Here is a 21,793-nt window from a genome sequence, read left to right as displayed (position 1 = left end):
CCGTGCTATGGGCGTACTGCGCACTCTTTGTTATACCGATCGCAGATGACACTTCATGTTGTCATGTTGCGATTCCGTGACCTGGTCACGGACGGCTTGAATAAAAAATGGATGGTAACCTGGATTCTCATGAAGCTGTTTCTCCATGGACAACTAACCGGGCAATGGGCACTTTTAATAGTTCATCCAATGTCTTACAAGCGCAGCTACTGTATTCTTTTGAATCGGCTTGATCAAGTTTCTGCACAGATATGCAGCTACTATGGTGGCGCGACGGGGGCGGGGCCTGAGCAGAGAGGGGGGGGCAGGTACAGCGTGATGAGACAGAGGGTGACGTTTGAGGCGACAGACATGCAAAAGGGGATACCGTGGCATCCCCTTTTTGCGTTATCTGAGCGAATCAGATTACTGCTGAACTTCCTGTACGCCGGATACACGCACTTCTACGCGACGGTCCGGGGCCAGGCAGGAGATCAGCTGAGCCTTGGCGGTTACGCCGTTGCACTTGGTGCCGGTAACCGGGTTGGCTTCGCCACGACCTTCGATGGCAACCTTGCTGGCAGCCATACCCTTGCTGACCAGGAAGTTGGCAACGGTGCGGGCACGGGCTTCAGACAGCTTCTGGTTGTAAGCGTCGGAACCGATACGGTCGGTGTAACCAACAACAACGGCATTACCGTCTTTCGGCTGGAACTCAACGATCTGCTGGTACAGGGCGTTCAGGGCTTCCACGCCTTCGGCCTTCAGGCTGTCTTTGCCAAAGGCAAACAGCACGTCGGAGTTCAGGGCGAAGTTCTTCTCAACGATCTGCGGAGCAGGAGCCGGCGCTTCTTCAACAACAGGAGCCGGAGCCGGTGCTACGTAGGAAGTACGGAACGGGTGGTAAACGGCTTCCAGGGTCGCAACGCTCTGGTTGGACTTGTAGCGTACGTTGTCGGCGTGCAGGTCAGCCACGTCCCACATGTAGCGGTAACGAGCTTGCAGATCCAGCGCGTCGTTGACCTTGTAGGTCACACCGGCACCGGCCAGCGGGGATACCTTGGTATCGCTGGTGCCCATACCGTCGGTGTGGCCCCAGTAGGCGCCAGCTTCACCGAACAGGGAGAAGTCGTTGCCCAGCGGCAGACGAGCGATACCGGACAGGGTGGCACCCTGGCTCTCGTAGCGGTTGCCATCGGTGTTACCACGGCCGGTGTACTGGTAGCCCAGCTCGGAACCGAAGTACTCGTTGAAGTTGTAACCGACGAAGGCATTGGCAGCAGCCGCGTCTTCTTCACCAGCGTTCACGCCTTCGATCTTGTTCAGACCGTTGAAGTGAGTTGCACCGACACCGGCACCGAAGTAGATATCATCAGCGGCGTGTGCAGCAGTTGCACCCATGGCAGCCATGGCGATGGCGATCAGGGAAGGAGCCATTTTCATCATAAAATTAATCCTCGTTGAGATGGCACGTTGTTCACGTGCTTCGCACTTTGTAATTTATGTAAGCTGCTGGCTCTGCCGGGCAACAAGGGTTGCGCCGAGCAGGGATCCTAGATCCATCCAGGAGGCACGTTATCTGGGTGCACAAGTGAGCGAGTTGCACTATCGAGAGCGCATACTTCGCCACGAACAGCCGATGTCATTCCGATGACGTGGCGCACTTTATGCTCATTTCAAAACATGATCAAGCTCACAGATAATCTGTGGGGCAGATTGTGTCGTATGGATAACTGGCTGTTTATCTGGATTTATTAGTGATCCAAGTAGGCGCGATGCAGCTTTCGCTCAAGCTTCATATAGGCCTCAACCCAAGCGTGCTGCGGGGTCGCGATGGCGTCCCTGGTCGCAAAAACCGCGAGATAGTCGGCCTCGGTTGCTTCGCACAGCAAGGGTGTGAAGCCGAGTAAAAAATGGCGGGCGAGATAGGGATCCAGGGGCCAGATATTGAGGATGGCCCTGGCCACCGGCTGAATCGCGGCTGAACAGATGAAATGTTGATGGCCGGCTTCCAGCCACTGGGCCATCTCCTGCAGGCCTTGCTCGGGCACCAGTCCCCCATCCCCTTTCTCCGTCGCCAGCGTCATGCGGCTACCATTGCCAAGCAGCAGGCGGCCATCTTGCTGCAGGACGCCGTCGTGGCTGCGCAGGGGCAGCGGGGAGGCTTGCTCGAGATAGAGGCTGCACTTGTCCGGGAGGGAAGCCAGTACGGATGCGGCCTCGCTCTGCATGGCGGCGGGCAGCCAGAGTGCCTCGGCCCGGGTTTGCTGACTCTGACGGAGCTGACGGGGGAGGGAATTTGGGTCTGAATCCGGGTGAAGTCGGGAGATGATGCCGGGAAATGCCATGCTGAATACTCTTTAAGGGATAACCGGCGAATTATACGAGTTATGGCCGTGGCAACAATAAAGGTTTCTCTTCGAGACTGTTTACCTGAAGCGACTCTGCGATTACCATCCCCGAGGTTTGTTAGGGTTGTCGTCGAAAGACGCTTATTAAAGATAGAGGCTCGACCATAACGAGTCCGTTCAAAACTGATACACTTGACTACGAGTCGTCGCGAAAAATAAAGGTGGAGTGAATCCGCCGAACGGAGTATGGAACACATGAATTCAAATATCGTAACTGTTGGCAAGAAGATCCGTCAGATCCGCGAAGCGGTTGGCCTGAGCCGTCCCAAGTTTGCCGATCTGCTGGGCGTCCCCCCGACTACCCTGAAGAACTATGAACTGGGTTACCGTGAAGTTGGAGGCGCCTTCCTGGTCGCCCTGGCTCATCACCCGGAACTGCACAAGTTCACCCTCTGGCTGCTGGCCGACAAGAAAGTTGCCGAAATCGGTCAGATCGGTCCGGACGATATTGCCAAGGCTTGATTGCCTGAGCCTTGATAAAAATGCCGCCCGGGAGGCGGCATTTTTTATTTGTCAAAACAGGCATTTATTTAAATAAAGAGTGCGTTGTGTGCTTCATGTGGCGATTTCAACTAAATCACCTTGGCAAGCTGGATTAATCCTCGGAAAATTCCGACCCTTTAATTTCAGGCCCCTGATCCACAGAGCGAGACACGCATGAGCAATACCCTTCCCAAAGCCAGAGATGGCTTTACCAGCACCTTCGGCGTGCTTGCCGCGACCCTGGGCTCGGCGGTCGGCCTTGGCAACATCTGGAAATTTCCCTATCTGACCGGGGAAAACGGGGGCGCCGGTTTTCTGCTGGTCTATGTCATCGCCACCCTGCTGGTGGGGCTGCCGGTGATGATCTCGGAGATCATGCTGGGGCGTCAGGCAAAATCCGATGCGGTGAGCGGGCTCATCAAGCTGGCGCCCAAGGGGCAACCCTGGTGGCTGATCGCGGCCATGGGGGTGACGGCGGCCTTCCTCATCATGTCGTTTTACTCCGAAGTGGCGGCCTGGGTGTTTGCCTACATCTTCAAGGCGGCCAGCGGCGAGATCCTCTCGACCGATCCCGCCGTCACGGGCGCTGCCTTCAATTCGCTCATCACGGATCCCTTGCAGAGCCTGCTCTGGCAGTGGCTGGTGCTGGCACTGATGGGGGGCATATTGCTGATGGGGGTGTCGAAGGGGATAGAGGCCGTCACCAAGCGGCTGATGCCGGTGCTCTTCATCCTGCTGCTGGTGATCGGGGTGCGCAGTCTGACCCTGCCCGGGGCGAGCGAGGGGCTGAATTTCCTGTTCTCCCCTGATTTTTCCAAGGTCACCGCCGGCGTGGTGCTGACGGCCATGGGGCTGGCCTTCTTCAAGCTCTCCATCGGCATGGGCTGCATGATGACCTATGGCAGCTACTTTCGGGACGATCAGCACATACCGCTCACCACTGTCCGGGTGATGTGCGCCGACCTCTTCGTCTCCATGCTGGCGGGGATCGCCATCTTCCCGGCGGTGTTTGCCTTCGGCTTCGAGCCGACCGCCGGTCCCTCCCTGCTGTTCATCACCATTCCGGCGGTGTTTGCCAGCATACCGTTCGGCCACCTCTTCATGGTGCTCTTCTTCGTGCTCTCCGCCATAGCGGCGACGGGGGCCATGCTCTCCATTCTGGAAGTGCCGGTCTCGGTGCTCTCAGAGCGTTTCCACATGAGCCGAAGAAGGGCGACCCTGATCAACCTGCTGGTGCTGGGGGCGGTCGGATCGACCTGTGCGCTCTCCAACAGCACGTTGGCGGATGTGCAGATAGCGGGCAAGACCTTCTTCGATCTGTTCGACTTCGTCTCTTCCAACGTGTTGATGCCCCTTGGCGGTATCTTCCTCTGCCTCTTCGTGGGCTGGGTCTGGGGCTTCGAGCGGATGAAGACGGCGCTGACCAATGGGGGCGAGCTGGAGCTGGCCATCCTCAAGCCGCTGTTCTTCATCATCCGTTACGTGTCGCCGCCGCTCATCCTGATCGTCATGCTCAAGGGACTGGGGCTGTTCTGACCCCGGGGTCCGGACAGCAAAAGAGCGCCTGATGGCGCTCTTTTTCATTGGCGTGTTCCGATGGCGCCCTCAGAGTAGGCCGAGTCGGGAGAGCTCCTCCTTGAGCTGGTCCAGGTTGCGCTCGACGCAAGCCTCCCCCTCGTTGATGGCATCGCTGGCGCGGTGGAAGTCCATGATGGAGAGGCTGCCAAGGCGCGGACAGAGCTGGATCTCGGGGGGATCCCCGGCCATGCGGGCACGGGTGATACGCTCCTGCATGATGTTGATGGAGCCCGTCATCACCCCCCACATGCCGGGGGTGCTGGGTTCTCCCCGACCGAGCCACTGGCTGAAGAGGCCTCCCGGGGCGGGTTCGTCCGGCTCGTCTGTCCAGGGCTGATGCAGGTCGGTGTTGAGGTTGACGGCGATCACCACCTCTGCCCCCATGGCCCGGGCCAGGGAGATGGGGACAGGGTTGACCACGGCGCCATCCACCAGCCAGCGATCATCAACCCGGGTCGGGGTCAGAATGCCGGGCATGCCGCAGGAGGCACGCACGCACTGGCGCAGGGGCCCCTCTTGCAGCCAGATCTCGCGGCCGGTATCGAGCTCGGTGGCGACGCAGGCAAAGGGCAGCGGCAGGCTCTCGATGGCGGGATCGCCGAGGTGGCTGGCGGCGATGCCGAACACCTTGTCACCGCGGAACAGGCCGCCGGAGAGGGCGGGATCGAGCAACCCCATCACCTGCAAGCGGCTGAAGCCGCGCACCCAGGACTCCAGTTTGTCCAGCTCGCCGGCGGCATAGGCGGCACCGACGAAACTGCCGATGGAGCAGCCGGCCACCAGATCCGGTTTGACACCGAGGCGCTCCAGCGCCCGTATGATGCCGATGTGCGCCCATCCGCGGGCGGCGCCGCTGCCAAGGGCCAGGCCCAGGCGGGGTTTTCGTGCCACACTTTGTCTCTCCAAAGGGGTTGAGGCTCCCAGCTTACCCCGTGTTTTTGGCGCCGTCATCCTGCCAGCCTTCGCTGCGGTTGCGGCCGTTGGCCTTGGCTTGATAGAGGGCGAGATCGGCCCGGCGCATAGCCTCCTGCAGTGGTGTTCTCGGCAGGGCAATGGTGATAGCCCAGACTGATGGTCACCGCCAGGCCTGGCGCTATCTCCTGCCCAGTGGATGTTCTGCTATCCAGGCGCAGCCGCTCGGCCAGTTGTTCGAGTGGTTCGCTCCCTCGTTGCCAGCAGCAGAAACTCCTCGCCGCCCCAGCGGATCAGGGCATCTTCTTTCCTCAGCAGAGGCTGGCAGAGTGTGCACCAGCCGGATCAGCACGATCGCCGACGGCATGGCCAAAGTTGTCGTTGACCCGTTTGAAGTGATCCGCATCGAACATCAGGATCCCCGCTTGCACGGGCGGGCCAGATCGCCCGACTGCTCCAGCCGTCACCAGATAGTGGCGGTTGAAGGCGCCGGTGAGGGCATCGTGGCAGGAGAGGTAGTTGAGCCGCTGGTTGAGGCGACGGGATTTGAGACTGGAGAGCGCGCCAGCACCATAAAGAGGATGGCGAGCAGGGAAGGCGTGACTGGCAGAGCATGGCCCACGTGAGCGGCAGCAGGGTGACGATGTGACCAGGGTGAGTTGCGTATCAGGGATCGCCATGGTCAGTTGCAATGCCCCTTGCCGCCACTGGTATTCATGCGGTCGCTGGAACTTTTGTGGCACCACGGGCTGCGCGCTGCTGGCCAGCACCTGCTGGTACTGATTGAGCAGCAGATACTCACCGGGGGCCGGACTCATGCATTGAGCCGATTGCAGCCGCTCGAGCAGCATGTCTATGCTGATCATCCCTACCAGCACCTGTCCTTGTAGAGGGCTGCGACAGGGTGATCATGGTGCCCTCCCCGGCAAAATCTTCGTAGGGGCGGGAGACGATGGTCGCGCTGGCTGGGGTTGGGCTGACATCAGCGCATCCTGCCAGTAGTGCTTGAGATAGATGCTGCGGAAAACGAAACTCGCTGGAGGGGATCCAGGGGTAGAGATAGATAAAGTCATCTACCCCGGTGAAGTAGAGCCAGGCAACTCTTGCCCAGGCGCTGGCTGGCGGTGGAGAGCAAGGGGGACAGGCTCAGCGCCAGATGCAGTCTGCGCCTCCCGCTCGCTGCCGGGGCGGCAGTCGGCCCAGCCCGGTCAGGTTGCCCGCTGAGCCCGGCGGGCAGGTTGGCGGGAACCTTGTCGAGCGCCAGCCCCTCTCGCAGTGCGATATGCTTGATAGAGCTGGCGGGTCAGGGCCGACTGGGGGTCGCTGCGCAGCCGCTCTTCGGCCTGACCGCGCATCGCCTCGAGAAACACGGGTTCCATGGCTGCTGAATTGGGATCCCGCAAGTGGATGGCATGTTGAGGGTATCGCGCTCTGTTAGAGTTCGGTGACCTGTTTCAGGCTGATGCCGAAGGTGAGGGCAAGCAGCAGGATGACCAGCGGTACCAAGCAGCCAGATGCTGGCTGCGTGTGACGATATGAATGCGTGGTGCTGGCATAGGCGGCATAGGCCTGATCTGGACTGGTTCGGGAAATCAGTTTAGTGGCAGAACCATCGTGAAAAACGTCTCCTGTGGCGACCTGAAACATTTCGGTGATCTTCCCCGCTTCTGTTACGTTTTGTCACATTTATACATAGTCACGGCATAGTCAGGGGGTAACATGATGCCCATCATTGATGAAGTTACCTCCTCTCAATCTTCATGGATTGTTTGATGAAAATGCGTATCTGGCTGTCGATCGCCTGTCTCTCCCTTGCTGATTGCTGGGTGTCTGGGCGCTGCGTAACGGTGAAGCTGTCAGCAAACCCCAGCCCAAGCAGGTCAATATCAGGGCGCAAACGGTCAAGCAGAGTCTGGCTGAACCCTCCTCAAGCTGGTGAGCAAGCTGGCCGCCAATCGCTCCGTGGTGATAAGCCCCGAGGTGACCGGTCGCATCGTCAAGATAGCGGTGCAGTCCGGTCAGCAGGTCAAGCAGGGCGATACCCTGATTGCGCTGGATGCGGGCAAGCAGCAGGCGGAGCTCGCCGAGCAGAGTGCCAGTGCTGCGCGATGAGGCTCGCAAGCTGCGGGACATGCGCCGGCTGGTGGCCCGTGGCGCCGTGACCCAGTCAGAGCTGGAAGGGCAGGAGGCCACTGTGGCACAGGTGCAGGCAAGGGTGGATGCCGCCCGTTACGAGCTCTCCCTGCGCACCCTGCAAGCGCCCTTTGACGGCTCCGTCAGCCTCATTGACTTGAGTGAAGGGGCGTTGGTCAACAGTGGTGACACCCTGCTCCATCTGGATGAGCTCGACAAACTGCGCCTCGATCTGGCGGTGCCCGAGCGTTACCTCTCCCTGCTGCGTCCCGGCATGGCGGTGACCGCCACCAGCTCGGCCTGGCCGGATCAATCGTTTCATGGCACCCTGGACCACTCTCGATAGCCGCGTTTCCAACGATACCCAGAACATCAAGGCGCGTGTCATCATTCCCAATCCTGACGGCCAGTTGCGGCCCGGCATGCTGCTCAATGTGGAGCTGGCACTGCCGCCCAGCAGCTTACCCTGATCCCCGCCCAGTCGGTGGAGTACGCCGGTGAGCAGCGCTTTGTTTACCGTCTCGAGGCCGATGGTCGGGTCAAGCGGGTGGCCGTGGTGCTCGGCGATACCGATGGTGAAGAGGTGTGGGTCACCGAGGGCTTGAAGGTTGGCGATCGCATAGTGGTCGAGGGGCTGGTCAACCTGCGTGACGGCGCCCTGGTCCGCGATCTGACCGAGGTAAAAGGCTGATGTGGCTCTCCGATATGTCAGTGCGCCGCCCCCTGGTGGCGGTCGTCATCAGTGCCCTGCTCACCGTATTCGGCCTGGTGGCCTTCGCCAAGTTGACGGTGCGGGAGATGCCGGACGTGCAGACGCCGTCCGTCTCCATCACCACCACCTATGAGGGGGCCGCCCCCGAGGTGATGGAGAGCCAGGTCACCAAGCCCATCGAGGATCAGCTCTCCGGCATCAGCGGCATCAAGAACATCAACTCGGTAACCCGCAAGGGGCGCTCCTCCATCACTGTGGAGTTCAAGCTCGGCTGGAACATGCTGGAGGGTACCTCGGATGTGCGTGACGCCATCTCCCGCGCCCGGCCCAAGCTCCCGGACGAGGCGGACGAGCCCATGGTCACCAAGGACAACGGCAACGGCGACGTGGCTATCTGGCTCAACTTCAGCAGCACCCAGATGGACCGCACCGCCATGACAGACTACGTCAACCGCATGCTGGTCGACTCCTTGAGCCTGGTGGACGGGGTGAGCGAGGTATCCCTCTCCGGTGACCTGACTCAGGTGATGTATGTGAGGCTGCGCCCCGCCGACATGGCGGCTCGCGGCATCACGGTGGCCGATGTGCAGGATGCCCTCAAGCGGGAGAACATAGAGCTGCCCGGGGGGGAGATCCGCAACAACAGCATGACGATGGCGGTGCAGATAGCCCGCCTCTACCACAGCGCCGAGGATTTTCGCGGCCTGCCGGTGAAGACAGCCGTCAATGGCCAGAGCATCTACCTGGCTGACATCGCCGATGTTGAGGTGGGGGCCAAGAATGAAGACAGCGCCTACCAGCGCAACGGCCGCGAGAGCTTAGGCATTGGCATAGTCGCGCAATCCACCGCCAACCCCCTGGCGGTGGCCCAGGGCATAGAGCGCAAGATGACAGAGATGCAGCGCTTCTTGCCCGCGGGGGCCACCCTGGAGGTGGACTATGACTCCACCGTCTTCATCAAGCAGGCCATCGACGAGGTGTACGAGACCCTCGCCATCTGTGCCCTGCTGGTGGTGGCCGTGCTCTACCTCTTCCTGGGGCAGGCGCGCACCACCCTGATCCCCGCCATCACTGTGCCGGTGTCGCTTATTTCGGCCTTCATCGGCGCCTGGTATCTCGGTTTTTCCATCAACCTCATCACCCTGCTGGCGCTCATTCTCGCCATCGGCTTGGTGGTGGACGACGCCATAGTGGTGGTGGAGAACATCCACCACCACCTGCAGCGGGGTGAATCTCCCCTGATGGCGGCCTGGCACGGCACCCGGGAGGTGGGCTTTGCCGTGGTGGCCACCACCGCCGTGCTGGTGATGGTGTTCGTGCCCATCGCCTTCATGGAGGGCATGGTCGGGCGACTCTTTACCGAGTTTGCCATCCTGCTATCGCTCGCGGTGCTCTTCTCCTCCCTGGTGGCGCTCACCCTGACACCGGCCATGGGCTCCTGGCTGATGCGTGCCGTGGACAAGCCCAATGCCCTGACGGCGGCGCTGGATCGGGGCCTCGGCCGGGTGGAGACACAGTATCGCCGGTTGCTGGGCTGGGTGCTGCGCCGCTCCGTCTGGATGCCGCTGGTGCTGCTGCTCTGCCTTGGGGGTATCGGCGTCCTGTTTGGCAAACTGCCCGCGAGCCTGACCCCGACCGAAGACCGGGGTGTCATCTATGTGTTCGTGAAAGGGGCAGAGGGCACCAGCATAGAGCGGATGAAGCGCAACATGCAGCAGGTGGAGGCCGCCATCATGCCGCTGCTCGGCAAGGGGGTGGTGCAGGCCATGAGTTTCAGCACCCCGGCCTTCGGGCGCGGTGGCGATCAGACCGGCATGGTCATCATACAGCTCACCGACTGGGCTCTGCGGGACGAGACCGCCACCGAGTTTGGCCGTAGCTTGAGCGGGCGGCTGGCCGGCATTCCGGATGTGATGATCCGCACCTTCCAGCCCGGATTCAGGGGAGGCTCCACCGCCGCCGTGCAGTTCGTGCTGCAGGGCTCCGACTATGCGGAACTCTATCAGCAGGGGCTGGCGCTGCAGCAGGCCGCCAGCCAGAGCGGATTGATGCTGACCCCGGATCTCGATTACGCCGAGAAGACCCCGGAGCTGCAGGTGACCATAGAGCGGGAGCGGGCCAGTCAGCTCGGCATTCCTGTCTCCACAGTAGCCAGCTCCCTGCAGGCCCTGCTCGGCGGCGTCAGCCAGACCACCTATGTGGACAGGGGGGAAGAGTATGACGTCTACCTGAGGGCCAACCAGACCCAGTTCAACGGCATCTCGGACGTCAGCCGCATCTATCTCAAGGCCGCCAATGGCGAGATGGTGAGCCTCTCCACCCTGGCCACAGTCACCCAGGTGGCGAGCCCGCAGCGGCTCAACCACTACCAGCGTCAGAAGGCGATTGCCCTGACCGCGGACGTGGCCCCCGGCCACACCCTGGGGGAGGCGCTCGACTTCCTCGATGGCTGGGCAGGGGAGCATCTGCCGAGCGGCATGACGGTGGATTACGCTGGTGAGTCCAAGGATTATCGCGACAACCAGGGGGAGATGGTGATGGTGTTCGGCCTCGCCCTGCTGGTGGTCTACCTGGTGCTGGTGGCCCAGTTCGAGAGCCTGCTGACCCCGACCGTGGTGATGGTGACTGTGCCGCTTGGCATCTTCGGCGGCCTGCTCGGCCTCTGGCTGACGGGACAGGAGCTGAGCATCTACAGCCAGATAGGGATGATCATGCTGATCGGCATGGTGACCAAGAACGGCATCCTCATAGTGGAGTTCATCAACCAGCTGCGTCAGCGGGGGGAATCCTTCGAGGAGGCCATCATAGCCGCCTCGGTGCGCCGCCTGCGCCCCATCCTGATGACCTCACTCACCGCCATCATAGGCGCAGTGCCCCTGATGGTCTCCATGGGGGCGGGGTATGAGAGCCGGATGGCTGTGGGGACCGTGGTCTTCTTCGGGTTGTCGCTCGCGACCCTGGTCACCCTGCTGATAGTGCCTGCCATCTATCACCTGATCGCCAGACGGGCGGGGATGACGGGGGCGCGGGATCTGCTGGTGGACGAGGCGCTGGCCGAGGGGAACGCCCGGGTCAGCGAGGCCGCCCCCGAGAGCCGGGACAAGCCGGCGGCCTGATCCTGCCCCCCATCCGGGGGGCGGGATGCAAAAGAGGTGGCGGCCTAGGCCGGGCTGGTTAGCATATGACCAGTTCCCACAGGGGTCATCCTTCATGCTGCCATCCGCCATCTACGAGCCGTTGCCTTTTCTCTATCTGGGCAGCGGCTTGCTGCTGTTGAGCCTTGCCGGGCAGCCTGCGCTGCTGCTGGCCGGGCTGGCCTTCTATCTGGCCGGGTCGCTCGCCTGGTTCAGGCGAAGTGCCCATCGCAGGCCAGACAAGTCTCGCCAGCCGCGGCGGCGAGGTTGGCCGCAGTGGCTCTACGAGAGCCGCCCCTTCGCCCTCATCCTGCTGGGCCTGTTGATGCTGCGCCTCGCCACTCACCCCATCTTCCTGGCGCCAGCCTTCATCTGGTGCCTGCTCGGTGGCTATCAGCTGCTGCTGCGCCACCACCACAGGTTTATGCCGGCCCGCCCCTCTCTCTGAGGGCGGCCGCTTCTCCCCTTGTTCTATGGGGGCAAAAAGCCATCGCCCCCGCCTTGCTCTGCCGGTATAATGCGCGACCCGAATTGTTCCAGGTGTTCAAAATGCAGCCGGTTACCCACCTTTTCTCCTATCCCCGCTACTGGGCCGAGTGCTACGGCACTGCGCCCTTCCTGCCCATGTCCAGAGCGGAGATGGACAAGCTCGGCTGGGACAGCTGTGACATAGTCCTGGTGACCGGTGACGCCTATGTGGATCACCCGAGTTTCGGCATGGCGGTGATTGGCCGCATGCTGGAATCCCAGGGCTTTCGGGTTGGCATCATCGCCCAGCCGGACTGGTCATCCAAGGATGACTTCATGCGCCTGGGCAAACCGAACCTCTTCTACGGGGTGACGGCGGGCAACATGGACTCCATGATCAACCGCTACACCTCCGACAAGAAGCTGCGCCACGACGACGCCTACACACCGGGAGACATAGGCGGCAAGCGGCCCGACCGCGCCACCCTGGTCTATACCCAGCGCTGTAAAGAAGCTTTCAAAGAGGTGCCGGTCGTCATTGGTGGCATAGAGGCGTCGCTGCGCCGCATCGCTCACTACGACTACTGGTCCGAGACCATACGTCGCTCCATACTGCTGGACGCCAAGGCCGACATCCTCATCTATGGCAACGCCGAGCGGCCCCTCATCGAGGTGGCGCACCGCATCGCCAACGGCGAGACCATCGACACCATGCAGGACATTCGCGGCACCGCCGTGATCCGCAAGGAGCCGCTGCCGGGCTGGCGCGGGGTGGATTCGAGCAAGCTGGATCAGATTGGCCGCATCGATCCCATCATGAACCCCTATATGGAAGGGGCGCCCTGCTCGGATGACGAAGGCACTGCGCCGGTGGAACAGGAGGCCAAGCCGGTGCTGGTGCAGCCGCCCAAGCAGAAGCCCTGGGAGAAGACCTACGTCAAGCTGCCGGCGTTCGAGCGGGTGAAGGAAGACAAGGTGCTCTACGCCCATGCGTCGCGCATCCTGCACCACGAGACCAATCCGGGTTGTGCCCGCGCGCTCTCCCAGGCCCACGGCGATCGCATCATCTGGGTCAACCCGCCTGCCTTCCCGCTGGAAACCGACGAGATGGACGGCGTGTTCGGCCTGCCTTATCAGCGGGTGCCGCACCCGGCCTATGGCAAGGAGAAGATCCCGGCCTACGAGATGATCAAGACCTCGGTCAACATCATGCGCGGCTGCTTTGGTGGCTGCTCCTTCTGCTCCATCACCGAGCACGAGGGGCGCATCATCCAGAGCCGCTCGGAAGAGTCGATCATCAAAGAAATCGAAGAGATCCGCGACAAGGTGCCGGGCTTTACCGGCGTCATCTCGGATCTCGGCGGCCCTACCGCCAACATGTACAAGCTGCGTTGCAAGAGCCCCAAGGCCGAGCAGACCTGTCGCCGCGCCTCCTGCGTCTGGCCGACCATATGCCCGCACATGGATACCGACCATACCCCCACCATAGATCTCTATCGCAAGGCGCGGGATGTGAAGGGGATCAAGAAGATACTGATCGCCTCCGGGGTGCGCTACGACATAGCGGTGGAAGATCCGCGCTACATCAAGGAGCTGGCCAAGTACCACGTCGGTGGCTACCTCAAGATCGCGCCGGAACACACCGAAGAGGGCCCGCTCTCCAAGATGATGAAGCCGGGCATGGGCAGCTACTACAGCTTCAAGGAGCTGTTCGACAAGTATTCCAAAGAGGCGGGCAAGCAGCAGTACCTGATCCCCTACTTCATCTCGGCCCACCCGGGCACCACGGATGAAGACATGGTGAACATGGCGCTCTGGGTCAAGACCAACAGCTTCAAGCTGGATCAGGTGCAGAACTTCTACCCGTCGCCGCTCGCCAACGCCACCACCATGTATTACACCGAAAAAAACCCCCTCAACAAGGTGAGCCGCCAGGGTGGGGATGTGTTCGTGGTCAAGGGTGAGCGCCGCCGTCGCCTGCACAAGGCGCTGCTGCGCTACCACGATCCGGCCGGCTGGCCCATGATCCGCGAAGCGTTACTGGAGATGGGCAAGGGCCACCTCATCGGCAACGGCCCCAACTGCCTGGTGCCGCCGGAAGGCCGCGGCGAAGCCAAGGCCGAGCGCAGCATCAACAAGGGGCTGAAACCGGCCCTGACCCGCCATAGCGCCATCACCCATCAGCGCAGCAATGGGGCTGGCAACAAGGCCACTGGCGGTAAGGGTGCAGGCGCGGCCACCGCCTCCCAAGGCAAGGCTCGCAGCGGCACCCCTGCCGCCAGCAAGGGCGGCAAGGCGGGCAATGGCAAACCCGCCGCTCAAGGGGCAACTCAAGGCAAACCGGCTGGCAAACCCGCCCATAAGGGCAAGGCTCCGACCCGTGCTGGCTCGGTGAAGCCGGGCGCCAAACCCGCCGTTCAAGGCGGCAAGCCTGCGGCTAAAGGCAATAGTGCCAAGCGACCGGCTCGGTGATATTTGCTGATTCGAAAGCGATAGGAATAAAAAGGCGACCGAGTGGTCGCCTTTCTAAGAAAGTCATAATGGATAAATATATATTTAATACACTAGTGATATTATCACTATATTAATAGACGTAATAAAAATAGAGATAAGGGGGTATTTTGTATTCCTTCCTATCATAGATTAGTGTGTCGACTCGCCGATCTGTTTCAAATTTCTCATTAATACACTCCACGCTTCTTCCATTAAATTTCTCGGTCGACTTGGTGTTAGTGGATATACTGGTCAGAAGAATATCCTTGTAACCAGATGATGTGTCATTTTTTCGGACATGAAGCAATGATTTTCTGACGGCATATTCAGAATTACACATCTGATTATTTTTGCTAAGTCGATAGTGGGAGTCAACAATCAACCCTTTTATAACCAAGGCAAGCGACCCATTATCTTTCGGCTGGAACAGGTTCAAGGTAGTAACAAGATGGCCCTTTGTACCCCAGTTAATTCTTAAGCCAAATGCAAGATGTGAAGAGTTCAACTGATATGGTGCGGTATCAATAAACATATCACCATCGGAATAATCCTCATGTTCGAGAAGGTCATGACGCACTGTTCTATATTTTATGCCCATATTATTGCTATCAATGACTACAATATCCAGGCTGGAGTACATCATTTGGCCATGAGCGCGCAATGGAATAGCAATGATCACCATATTGTCATGCGCAGGCCATGTCTTGCACGTATAACTCTGTGTTGACCCCTGATACTTCTTTCCATCATGTACTATCTCTACATGGTCATTGAATGCTGCCGCCGCCAAAAGTGACTTCATGTACTGGTAACATGGATCGGCAGATGCATCGGCACTAACCAAAATAAATAATAAAAATACCAATCTAGATATCATGTCTCTATACCATTTGGCCTATAAGAATATATAACAATAATTAACTGATACCACCATGCATGTTTTTATTATCGTGGTTAGGTCTGATTCATAGCAGTACACAATATATTTATATTAAACACTATAAAATCCTAAGGCTATTATAAATATAAGGAACCCACCTTTTTTCCTTACTACCACGTGGTCATGCGGGCCTTCTTATGCGGTGAGGATGCTAATTCCTGTCAGTGACATAAAAATCTGGGGCACCAACCTTTTACTTGGAGTGAACGTGAGGTGGCCGAATGTTGGGCGGCGTTGTTCCGATGGCCATTGTGGGTGCGGTGCTGGCGCAGTCAAAGGTGGGTATCCCAGACTCCGCGCTCTCTTGACATGGCCTGATAACTTAACATTAATCAGGCCAATAATACGTGAGGTTATTCCCATCCGTTATAGTGGATGGCTATCCTACTTTACCAGAGCCGAATTGTTGGTTTCACCGGTGGCAGCGATCAGGGGATGTGTCACAGAGCCGTGCATTTTGGCAATCAGGGGGATGCTCAAAAAGAAGGGGATGGAGACATAGAAGCTGGAGAAGCCGATGTCGCTAAACATGTTATATAGCGAGATGCTCATGACGGCCATTGCGCCGAGAATGAGGTAGATGACAGTACAGATATGCCAGAAGTTATTGGTCTTGCGTTTATCTGATTTTACTATTTTGCCACAACAGGAGCAGGCTATTTCGTTGCCTTTCTCCAGAAGACGTGATAGCTCGCGGTTGAGTTTGTAGCGTTCGCCGCATTCACCACAATGGACCTGAATTCTAATATTATCGATGCTCTTATCACTTTTCATATCAAAACTTCCGTGCCTAAAGAAACCGAAATTGTAATAGGAACATATTAAATGGGCGTAAATCAATTGGTATTTTTTGCAGTTTACTTTTCGCTACATGTGTGATGCAGATTCTGGAACACCCACTTTTTTAAAAGTGAGATCCCGCTGGGAGAAGGTAGGCAGCGGCCTTGGGCTGCTGCTCGGGATCATCGGCTTCAATCTGCTGTTGCCCTTCTTGTTTGAAAAGCAGGCGGGCTTTGATGGAAGCCAGATGCTCTGGGCAGCCGTGACGGCGTTGATCTGCTCCGAACTGGGGGCCATCTCATATGTTGGGCTTCGCAGGCTCAGCACCAACCTACATTGTCAATTAATGTCGTAGGTTGTGGCTGAGCGGAGCGAAGCCCAACGTTTACCCAAAAGATGTTTATCCTTGGTAAGTTGAATTATGATTTTGAAATAAATTTCTACCTCGTAACCATGTTCATCACTCTACGTCCAAATTAATATCAACAGCCCAATCGCTCTTTATCCATCCTCGCCTTATATAAAGGTGGATGGAGGAATAATGCCAGTCGACAGGCTTGATGCAATAACCGTGTTTGACCGGGTTGAAATGGATGTAATTAACGTGGGCCTGTAAATCCAGGTCATCCCGGATCAAATGCTCCCAATACCGGCGCTGCCAAATGCCGCGTTCCCGCTTGGCTATCCGGCTTTCTCTTATCCGCTCTGTTTTAGGAAGGGCACGGGAGAAGCCTGCCTTTATCAAGGCCCAACGGATGGAATAATCACTATCGTCTGGCGGCAATCGCCAGATAGTGTGCAGATGATCCGGCATCGCCACCATGGCAATGATCTCGAACGGATGTTGCTTCTTGACGTGGCGGATGACTCCGCGCAACAGATCGATATGGCGGATCAGCAGATCTTGCTTGCGGTTGGCCAGATTGACGGTGAAGAACCAACAGGCTCCGCTGGCTTGGGCGCGGCGATAGCGCATTGATTTCCTTATCGTTGGCTACGAGCTTGTGGATGTCCGGATTTTTGGTGATCTCGAATGTTCGGTAAACGTTGGGCTTCACTTCGTTCAGCGCCAACCTACGCCACCACCGCCGACAGGGAAATCCCACGCTACCGCCCGTGGATGACAGCTTCCAATATGCTCCTGTGACCTGCACTGGCAGCAACACATCGCAGTTCAACAGGTTCTGGATGGCTATGGTAAGCCAAACGAAGCTGGGCCCGCGAGCACAAAACGAGGCAATCATCAGAAAATCATCGTTTTTTGAACCAGGTCATCAAAGCGCTTAAGCAGGTGCGATAAAGGCGGGCAAGCAGGTGCGGCTTTGCTATCTTGCTCGGCCTATGGGGAAGGGGATGGATGACGACGTCCCTTGCGGATCTTTTACGAGAGTCGGCAAATATGGGGCACCCACTTCTTGAGGAAATTATTAAATGATCAAACCTGATGCCAGGCGGCTGGCTTGTTGATCCCCCTGATTTGGGCTGCAACGGAAATAACAAAGGCGACCAGTTGGTCGCCCTTGATGTTATGAGGTTGAAGCGCGAGGCTTGCCCTTGAATGTCACTCTTATTGCAGATCCGTGCTCAGGCTGGGGGCACCGAAGTTCACCAGGCTGGCATGGGAGTGCTCGAAGTACTGTGACCAGAAGTCACCGAGGGCATCCATGGTCTTGCCGGAACGATAGGCGTGTTTCACCGCGTCGGTAACCAGTCCGGCCCCCGTGACATAGACGCGAGCGCCTTGCAGATCGGCAAACAGCCCCTTGCTCTTGGCCTGTTTGAGCTCGTCACCGACATTGAGCTGCTTGATCTTGTTGGTGGCATAGAAGCTGGTGTAATCGGAGTGTTCCAGCATGTCCGAAATAAGGAACACGACCCGATCGTTGACGCCTTGCTCGGCCTTCATATCCTCGCCCACCTTTCGCAGCGAGTTCATGATCTCGCTCTTGGGGATGTCTTGGCGGGCGTCACGCAGCGCTTTCACGAACTGTTTGCCAAAGCCGTTACGAAAGACTTTCGTCTGTGTCGCCAGGCAGGTGTCCAGACTGCGCAATTTGCGCATGTTGACATCGTCCCGGATCTCTCCGTTCAGCGGCATATCCAGTTGCCCCGCGTAGGCCAGGCGAAGGTATTCGCCGGGCAGGAAGGCGGAGAAGGTATAGAGCTTGACGCGATCACCGGCCTGCACGAACCGTTCGATCTGCCCCCAACTGCTGCGTTGCAGATCGTCAGGCATCGGAATGGTCTGGTCGATGATGACCACCAGCTCGCGACCTGTGCCCGCGGGCTTGAGGTCGGTCAGGCCATTGCGCTCATAGCAGCTCTGTATGTCGTTACGGTCGGCGGCCAAGGCTGCGCAAGGCAGCGTCAACGCCAGTAGTAATACCTGGGTGATCTTCACGGTTAGGCACTCTGCTTGGTGGGGAAGAGGCCCAGGGTCTTGAGGGCCATCTGCTGTTCACGGATATCGCGCAACTGCGCTTCGTCCACCCCCAGTGCGCGGCTGGCCGCGGCCAGGCTCTCTTCGGGCAGGCCAGTGACATCATGGAAATCGGCGGCCTTGACGACAGTGCCGGTCTGGCCGGAGGCATCTGTGGTGGACGGGAGCGCCGCCTCTGTCTGAGCAACTACCTGAGCAACTGCCGGTTGCACGGCAGGCGTCGGCTCGGCCGGCACAGTCGGTGCTGCCTGAGGCGCCGGCTGAGGCGCCGGCTGGGGGGCGGGCTTGGGTGGCACAGTGCCCGCTTTGTACTCGATAAAGGCCAGGAAGTTACGATGGGCAGATTTCTCCCCTTCCAGCGCACCCAGCACACCTGAGTTGGTGTGGTCACGGCTCGACAGCAGGGTCTGCAAGCGGCGGAGCTTGTCATCGGCATGACTGGCGATGGCGGTGCGTTGCTGGTCCATGGCGTCCAGCATCTCCTCGGCGGTCGCGTATTCGTGCGTCAGACGCCAGGCAGTCTGTGAGTGGGTACCGGCAAAGTAGTATTTGCTGGCAAGCCAGATGCTGATCCCCTGGATGGCGATGTAGATGAGCGACAGCATGACGTAGGTGGTCAGGCTGGCCTCACGGATGGCCTGCATCTTGTCGTCTATGGTGGCCTCTTCCGCCTCGCTGTTGATTGCCTGAGACTCCTCCGGCAGATCAAAGGGCGATGCCATGCTGCTGTCGCTCTGTGCCGTCGCCTCAGCGCGCATGCTGTTCACCATCTCGGTCTCTATGCTGTCGAGGGTGGCTGAACGGACCACGAAGGCACCAACGGCCATGCAGGCGACAAATACAGCGCAGACAATCAGCCAGACAAACTTGCGGGTAACACCCGAGTTCACGTCTTTCAGTCGTGCCAGCAGCTGTTCATAGTCGGGTTTGTCAGAGTCCGAGAAGGAGTCTTCCAGATTGATGGCCTTGTTTGCCTTGAGGGTACGAGAGCGTTTGGAAGGCTCTTCCCCTTGCCACCAGTGGCGGGCGCGGGCGATCAGACTGTTGTGATGCAGGGAGTGACCGGCCACTTCGGCGAAGAACGCCGATGCGACGGCGAGCAGCAGTGCCGTACCTGCCGTCAGCAGATGGCGGTCATTGGTTGACGCATCCATGTTCATCCAGCCTGCGAGCACGTAGGCAAACCCCATTGCCTCGACCAGCACCAGTACCAGCACCAGGGCCAGCACCCATGCCGGGCGCGGGGAGCGACCTGCCTCTCCCGCCTTGGCCAGGTAGTCGAGGGAGGCATTGTAGGCATCCGGCCCCTTCAGGTGTTTCTTGTACTCGCGGTAGTACACATTCGACAGGGTCACTTCATGGTTGATCCAGCCATCACCATCGACCGAGGCGGGCTTGCGCGCGAGGCGAGCCACAGTGCCGATCAGAGGCAGGCTGTGCCATACCCGGATCAGGAAGTAGGAGACATTCTCCCAATGTCGCCACACCACAACGGCGCTGATGAGGAATGAAATAATGCCAACGGTCAGCATCTGGTTGGCGAGGATCAGCGCTTTGAGCGCTGCCAAAGAAAAGTCTTCCACTAAGTTTCTCCGTTTTCTTATTGGGAATGGGTGGCGGGAATGGGCATGTAGGAAGCCACATAAGCCTCGGAACCTGCCGGATAGAACAGGGCTCCCTGGCTGACCTTGGCATTGCCTTTACTGAACACGAGATCCATGCAGGAGACGGGCGCCTTGGGGTCGCTGGTGAAGACGCGGTAAAGCACTTCACTCTCGCCCTCGTAGGTGTTGGCCACCGCCTTGAGGGATTGGGCTTTCTTCTGGTTTGAGGACTTGTAACCCTGAACCACCTGCAGGAGCGGCTGGCGATCGACCTTGGCGTTATCCCGCAAGATGGAAACCGGAGAGACAGTCACCAGGTGGCCGTTGACGGTATTGGCCCAGACGCGGTTGTTGTAGCCTGGCATGTACTCCTTGGTGGCATGGCGTGGGAGCGGCTTGTCGTCTGCCATGCTCAGCACCTGGCCCGCACTGCGCGGCTTATCCGCCTCACAGCTCGACATCGGCATGTCGCTGGCGTAGGCGCTGCTGATCAGCGCAAAGCCGCTCGCCTTGGGCTTGATGTTCTGGGCCATGTTCCACTGGTAGGTATTGGCAGGTGCGCCGCCAAAATCCACCGCTGCCTTGGCGTTGGGCGCAACCTTGGCCGTGTTGCTGTCAGGTGCGCTCTGTTTGGCTGTGGCTTGACGAGGGGTGGCTTGCGACCCGGCCGCCACCTTGCTGGAACTGCTTGCGGACTGAGCAGCGGGTTTAGCCGCAGCCACACGAGGCTTGGCAGCATCGGAAGCGCCATAACGCAGATATCTTGTGTTGCCCTCTTCGGACTGAGCCCGCATCACCAGGGCCTGCTCGTTCGCGAGTTCAACTATCTCGACCCGGCGATTCTGACCGCGCAGCAAGGGGTCACTGTTGTCTGCGATGGGGCGCGAAGAGCCCGCTCCTTGGTAATAGATGGAGGTGGCCGGGATCCCTGCTTTTACCAGGACCTTGCCGACAGCCCTGGCCCGTTGCTCGGACAGTTTCTGGTTGAATTCTGCAGGGCCGGTCGCATCGCTATGACCGACGAGGAGAATGCGGCGCTCTTGACGCTCAGTGGATGCCTCGGCTTGAGTGGCGGCGGGGGGGGTGGCATACACCTGAGCCAGTTTGGTCACCACCCGTTGACCGCTTTCCGTCAGCTGGTCAGAACCAATGGCGAACATGCCCGAATCGGGTATCTGGGCAACCAGACCCGCATTCTGGGGCACATTGGTCGCCACCGCGGGTTCGGCCAGGGTCAGCTGCTCTGTGGTGATCTTGAGATTCTCTTCCTTCGCGATACGGTCAAGCTCTTGCAGCCGGGATTGCCACACATAGCCTGCCGCACAGCCCAGTACGCCGCCTATGGCCAGCCCTGCGACGGCCCCTTTTTCCCCGTTAAGAGCGTAACCCGCGGCCCCACCTGCGATCATGCCTGCGCCACAGAGCACGGGCATACCATAATCTTTGCCGATGTCATTGACCGTCGATTTGAAACTCTGCATCTGCTGAGAGCTGCAGCCAACGGCAGCAATCAATACACAGCTGAGGGGCGCAAGACGAAACGATTTATCCATAGCTATTCCTTGCCATTCTTATTTAATGCCGAGATTCAGGCATGCAAAAAATGCGCAGAGAAAGTGATCTCTCAATACGCGGTAAAATAATCGACAATTATTGATACGAAAGGCATTAGTGGTGAGTTTTTTGAATATCGGCCCACAACGCGCTAATTCTCGTAAATAACGGC

Annotated in this window: 18 protein-coding genes and 1 pseudogene; 7 read left to right on the top strand and 12 right to left on the bottom strand. The window is 58.8% G+C overall.

The features are described 5' to 3' along the window. Positions 1–405: 405 nt before the first annotated feature. Together ompA and ACF2JD_RS06775 are read right to left on the bottom strand one after the other, a co-directional pair. Positions 406–1,425, bottom strand: a complete 1,020-nt coding sequence (ompA, locus tag ACF2JD_RS06780) for a porin OmpA (protein WP_025327822.1) — start codon at positions 1,423–1,425, stop codon at positions 406–408. Positions 1,426–1,733: 308 nt separating this feature from the next. Further along, entirely contained in the window at positions 1,734–2,327 is a 594-nt protein-coding gene (locus tag ACF2JD_RS06775; RefSeq protein WP_440987063.1) for a hypothetical protein, read from the bottom strand. Between the two features lie 258 nt (positions 2,328–2,585). Between ACF2JD_RS06775 and ACF2JD_RS06770 the strand changes: the two genes are divergently transcribed. Together ACF2JD_RS06770 and ACF2JD_RS06765 are read left to right on the top strand one after the other, a co-directional pair. Then, on the top strand, positions 2,586–2,852 hold the full coding sequence (locus ACF2JD_RS06770) for a helix-turn-helix domain-containing protein (RefSeq protein ID WP_005298604.1): 267 nt from the start codon (positions 2,586–2,588) through the stop codon (positions 2,850–2,852). Between the two features lie 195 nt (positions 2,853–3,047). Continuing rightward, positions 3,048–4,409, top strand: a complete 1,362-nt coding sequence (locus ACF2JD_RS06765) for a sodium-dependent transporter (RefSeq protein WP_106886141.1) — start codon at positions 3,048–3,050, stop codon at positions 4,407–4,409. 69 nt (positions 4,410–4,478) lie between these two features. Here ACF2JD_RS06765 and ACF2JD_RS06760 read toward each other — a convergent pair whose 3' ends face one another. The 4 genes from ACF2JD_RS06760 to ACF2JD_RS06745 form a co-directional block, all read right to left on the bottom strand. Beyond that, positions 4,479–5,342, bottom strand: coding sequence for a patatin-like phospholipase family protein (locus ACF2JD_RS06760; RefSeq protein WP_440987062.1), 864 nt, complete (start codon positions 5,340–5,342; stop codon positions 4,479–4,481). A 332-nt stretch (positions 5,343–5,674) separates the two neighbouring features. After that, on the bottom strand, positions 5,675–6,241 hold the full coding sequence (locus ACF2JD_RS06755; protein WP_440987061.1) for a diguanylate cyclase: 567 nt from the start codon (positions 6,239–6,241) through the stop codon (positions 5,675–5,677). A 330-nt stretch (positions 6,242–6,571) separates the two neighbouring features. Further along, a complete protein-coding gene (locus ACF2JD_RS06750) occupies positions 6,572–6,742 on the bottom strand; it encodes a hypothetical protein (protein ID WP_440987060.1) in 171 nt (56 codons plus the stop codon). Between the two features lie 55 nt (positions 6,743–6,797). Continuing rightward, complete coding sequence (locus ACF2JD_RS06745; RefSeq protein WP_440987059.1) at positions 6,798–7,010, bottom strand: hypothetical protein; 213 nt, start codon at positions 7,008–7,010, stop codon at positions 6,798–6,800. Positions 7,011–7,135: 125 nt separating this feature from the next. On the opposite strand from ACF2JD_RS06745, the pseudogene ACF2JD_RS06740 reads away from it, so the two are divergent. From ACF2JD_RS06740 to ACF2JD_RS06725, 4 genes and pseudogenes are all read left to right on the top strand, one after another. Further along, positions 7,136–8,187 (top strand): annotated as a pseudogene (locus ACF2JD_RS06740) (efflux RND transporter periplasmic adaptor subunit). Beyond that, positions 8,187–11,324, top strand: a complete 3,138-nt coding sequence (locus ACF2JD_RS06735; RefSeq protein ID WP_440987058.1) for an efflux RND transporter permease subunit — start codon at positions 8,187–8,189, stop codon at positions 11,322–11,324. Before ACF2JD_RS06740 ends, ACF2JD_RS06735 begins: the two are co-directional and overlap by 1 nt. A 94-nt stretch (positions 11,325–11,418) precedes the next feature. Further along, on the top strand, positions 11,419–11,790 hold the full coding sequence (locus tag ACF2JD_RS06730; protein WP_163136619.1) for a hypothetical protein: 372 nt from the start codon (positions 11,419–11,421) through the stop codon (positions 11,788–11,790). A 101-nt stretch (positions 11,791–11,891) separates the two neighbouring features. After that, complete coding sequence (locus tag ACF2JD_RS06725; protein ID WP_440987057.1) at positions 11,892–14,282, top strand: YgiQ family radical SAM protein; 2,391 nt, start codon at positions 11,892–11,894, stop codon at positions 14,280–14,282. Between the two features lie 112 nt (positions 14,283–14,394). Here ACF2JD_RS06725 and ACF2JD_RS06720 read toward each other — a convergent pair whose 3' ends face one another. Beyond that, complete coding sequence (locus tag ACF2JD_RS06720; protein WP_440987056.1) at positions 14,395–15,180, bottom strand: PA3715 family protein; 786 nt, start codon at positions 15,178–15,180, stop codon at positions 14,395–14,397. 447 nt (positions 15,181–15,627) lie between these two features. Continuing rightward, complete coding sequence (locus ACF2JD_RS06715) at positions 15,628–16,017, bottom strand: hypothetical protein (RefSeq protein WP_394294560.1); 390 nt, start codon at positions 16,015–16,017, stop codon at positions 15,628–15,630. Between the two features lie 97 nt (positions 16,018–16,114). Here ACF2JD_RS06715 and ACF2JD_RS06710 point away from each other — a divergent pair, with 97 nt between their 5' ends. Beyond that, positions 16,115–16,378, top strand: a complete 264-nt coding sequence (locus ACF2JD_RS06710; RefSeq protein ID WP_440987212.1) for a hypothetical protein — start codon at positions 16,115–16,117, stop codon at positions 16,376–16,378. 105 nt (positions 16,379–16,483) lie between these two features. On the opposite strand, the gene ACF2JD_RS06705 is transcribed toward ACF2JD_RS06710, so the two are convergent. The 4 genes from ACF2JD_RS06705 to ACF2JD_RS06690 form a co-directional block, all read right to left on the bottom strand. Then, positions 16,484–16,999, bottom strand: a complete 516-nt coding sequence (locus tag ACF2JD_RS06705) for an REP-associated tyrosine transposase (protein WP_440987055.1) — start codon at positions 16,997–16,999, stop codon at positions 16,484–16,486. A 591-nt stretch (positions 17,000–17,590) separates the two neighbouring features. Beyond that, a complete protein-coding gene (locus ACF2JD_RS06700; RefSeq protein ID WP_393937481.1) occupies positions 17,591–18,424 on the bottom strand; it encodes a hypothetical protein in 834 nt (277 codons plus the stop codon). Positions 18,425–18,426: 2 nt separating this feature from the next. After that, positions 18,427–20,031 (bottom strand): hypothetical protein, encoded by a 1,605-nt coding sequence (locus ACF2JD_RS06695; RefSeq protein ID WP_440987054.1) that lies wholly within the window; start codon positions 20,029–20,031, stop codon positions 18,427–18,429. A gap of 32 nt (positions 20,032–20,063) precedes the next feature. Next, complete coding sequence (locus tag ACF2JD_RS06690) at positions 20,064–21,620, bottom strand: OmpA family protein (protein WP_440987053.1); 1,557 nt, start codon at positions 21,618–21,620, stop codon at positions 20,064–20,066. Positions 21,621–21,793 lie beyond the last annotated feature (173 nt).

This window comes from Aeromonas ichthyocola (assembly GCF_046087985.1).
GTDB classification, from domain to species: Bacteria; Pseudomonadota; Gammaproteobacteria; order Enterobacterales; family Aeromonadaceae; genus Aeromonas; species Aeromonas rivipollensis.
The sequence above is the reverse complement of the archived record's forward strand: the minus strand, read 5'-3'. Positions and strand labels throughout refer to the sequence as shown.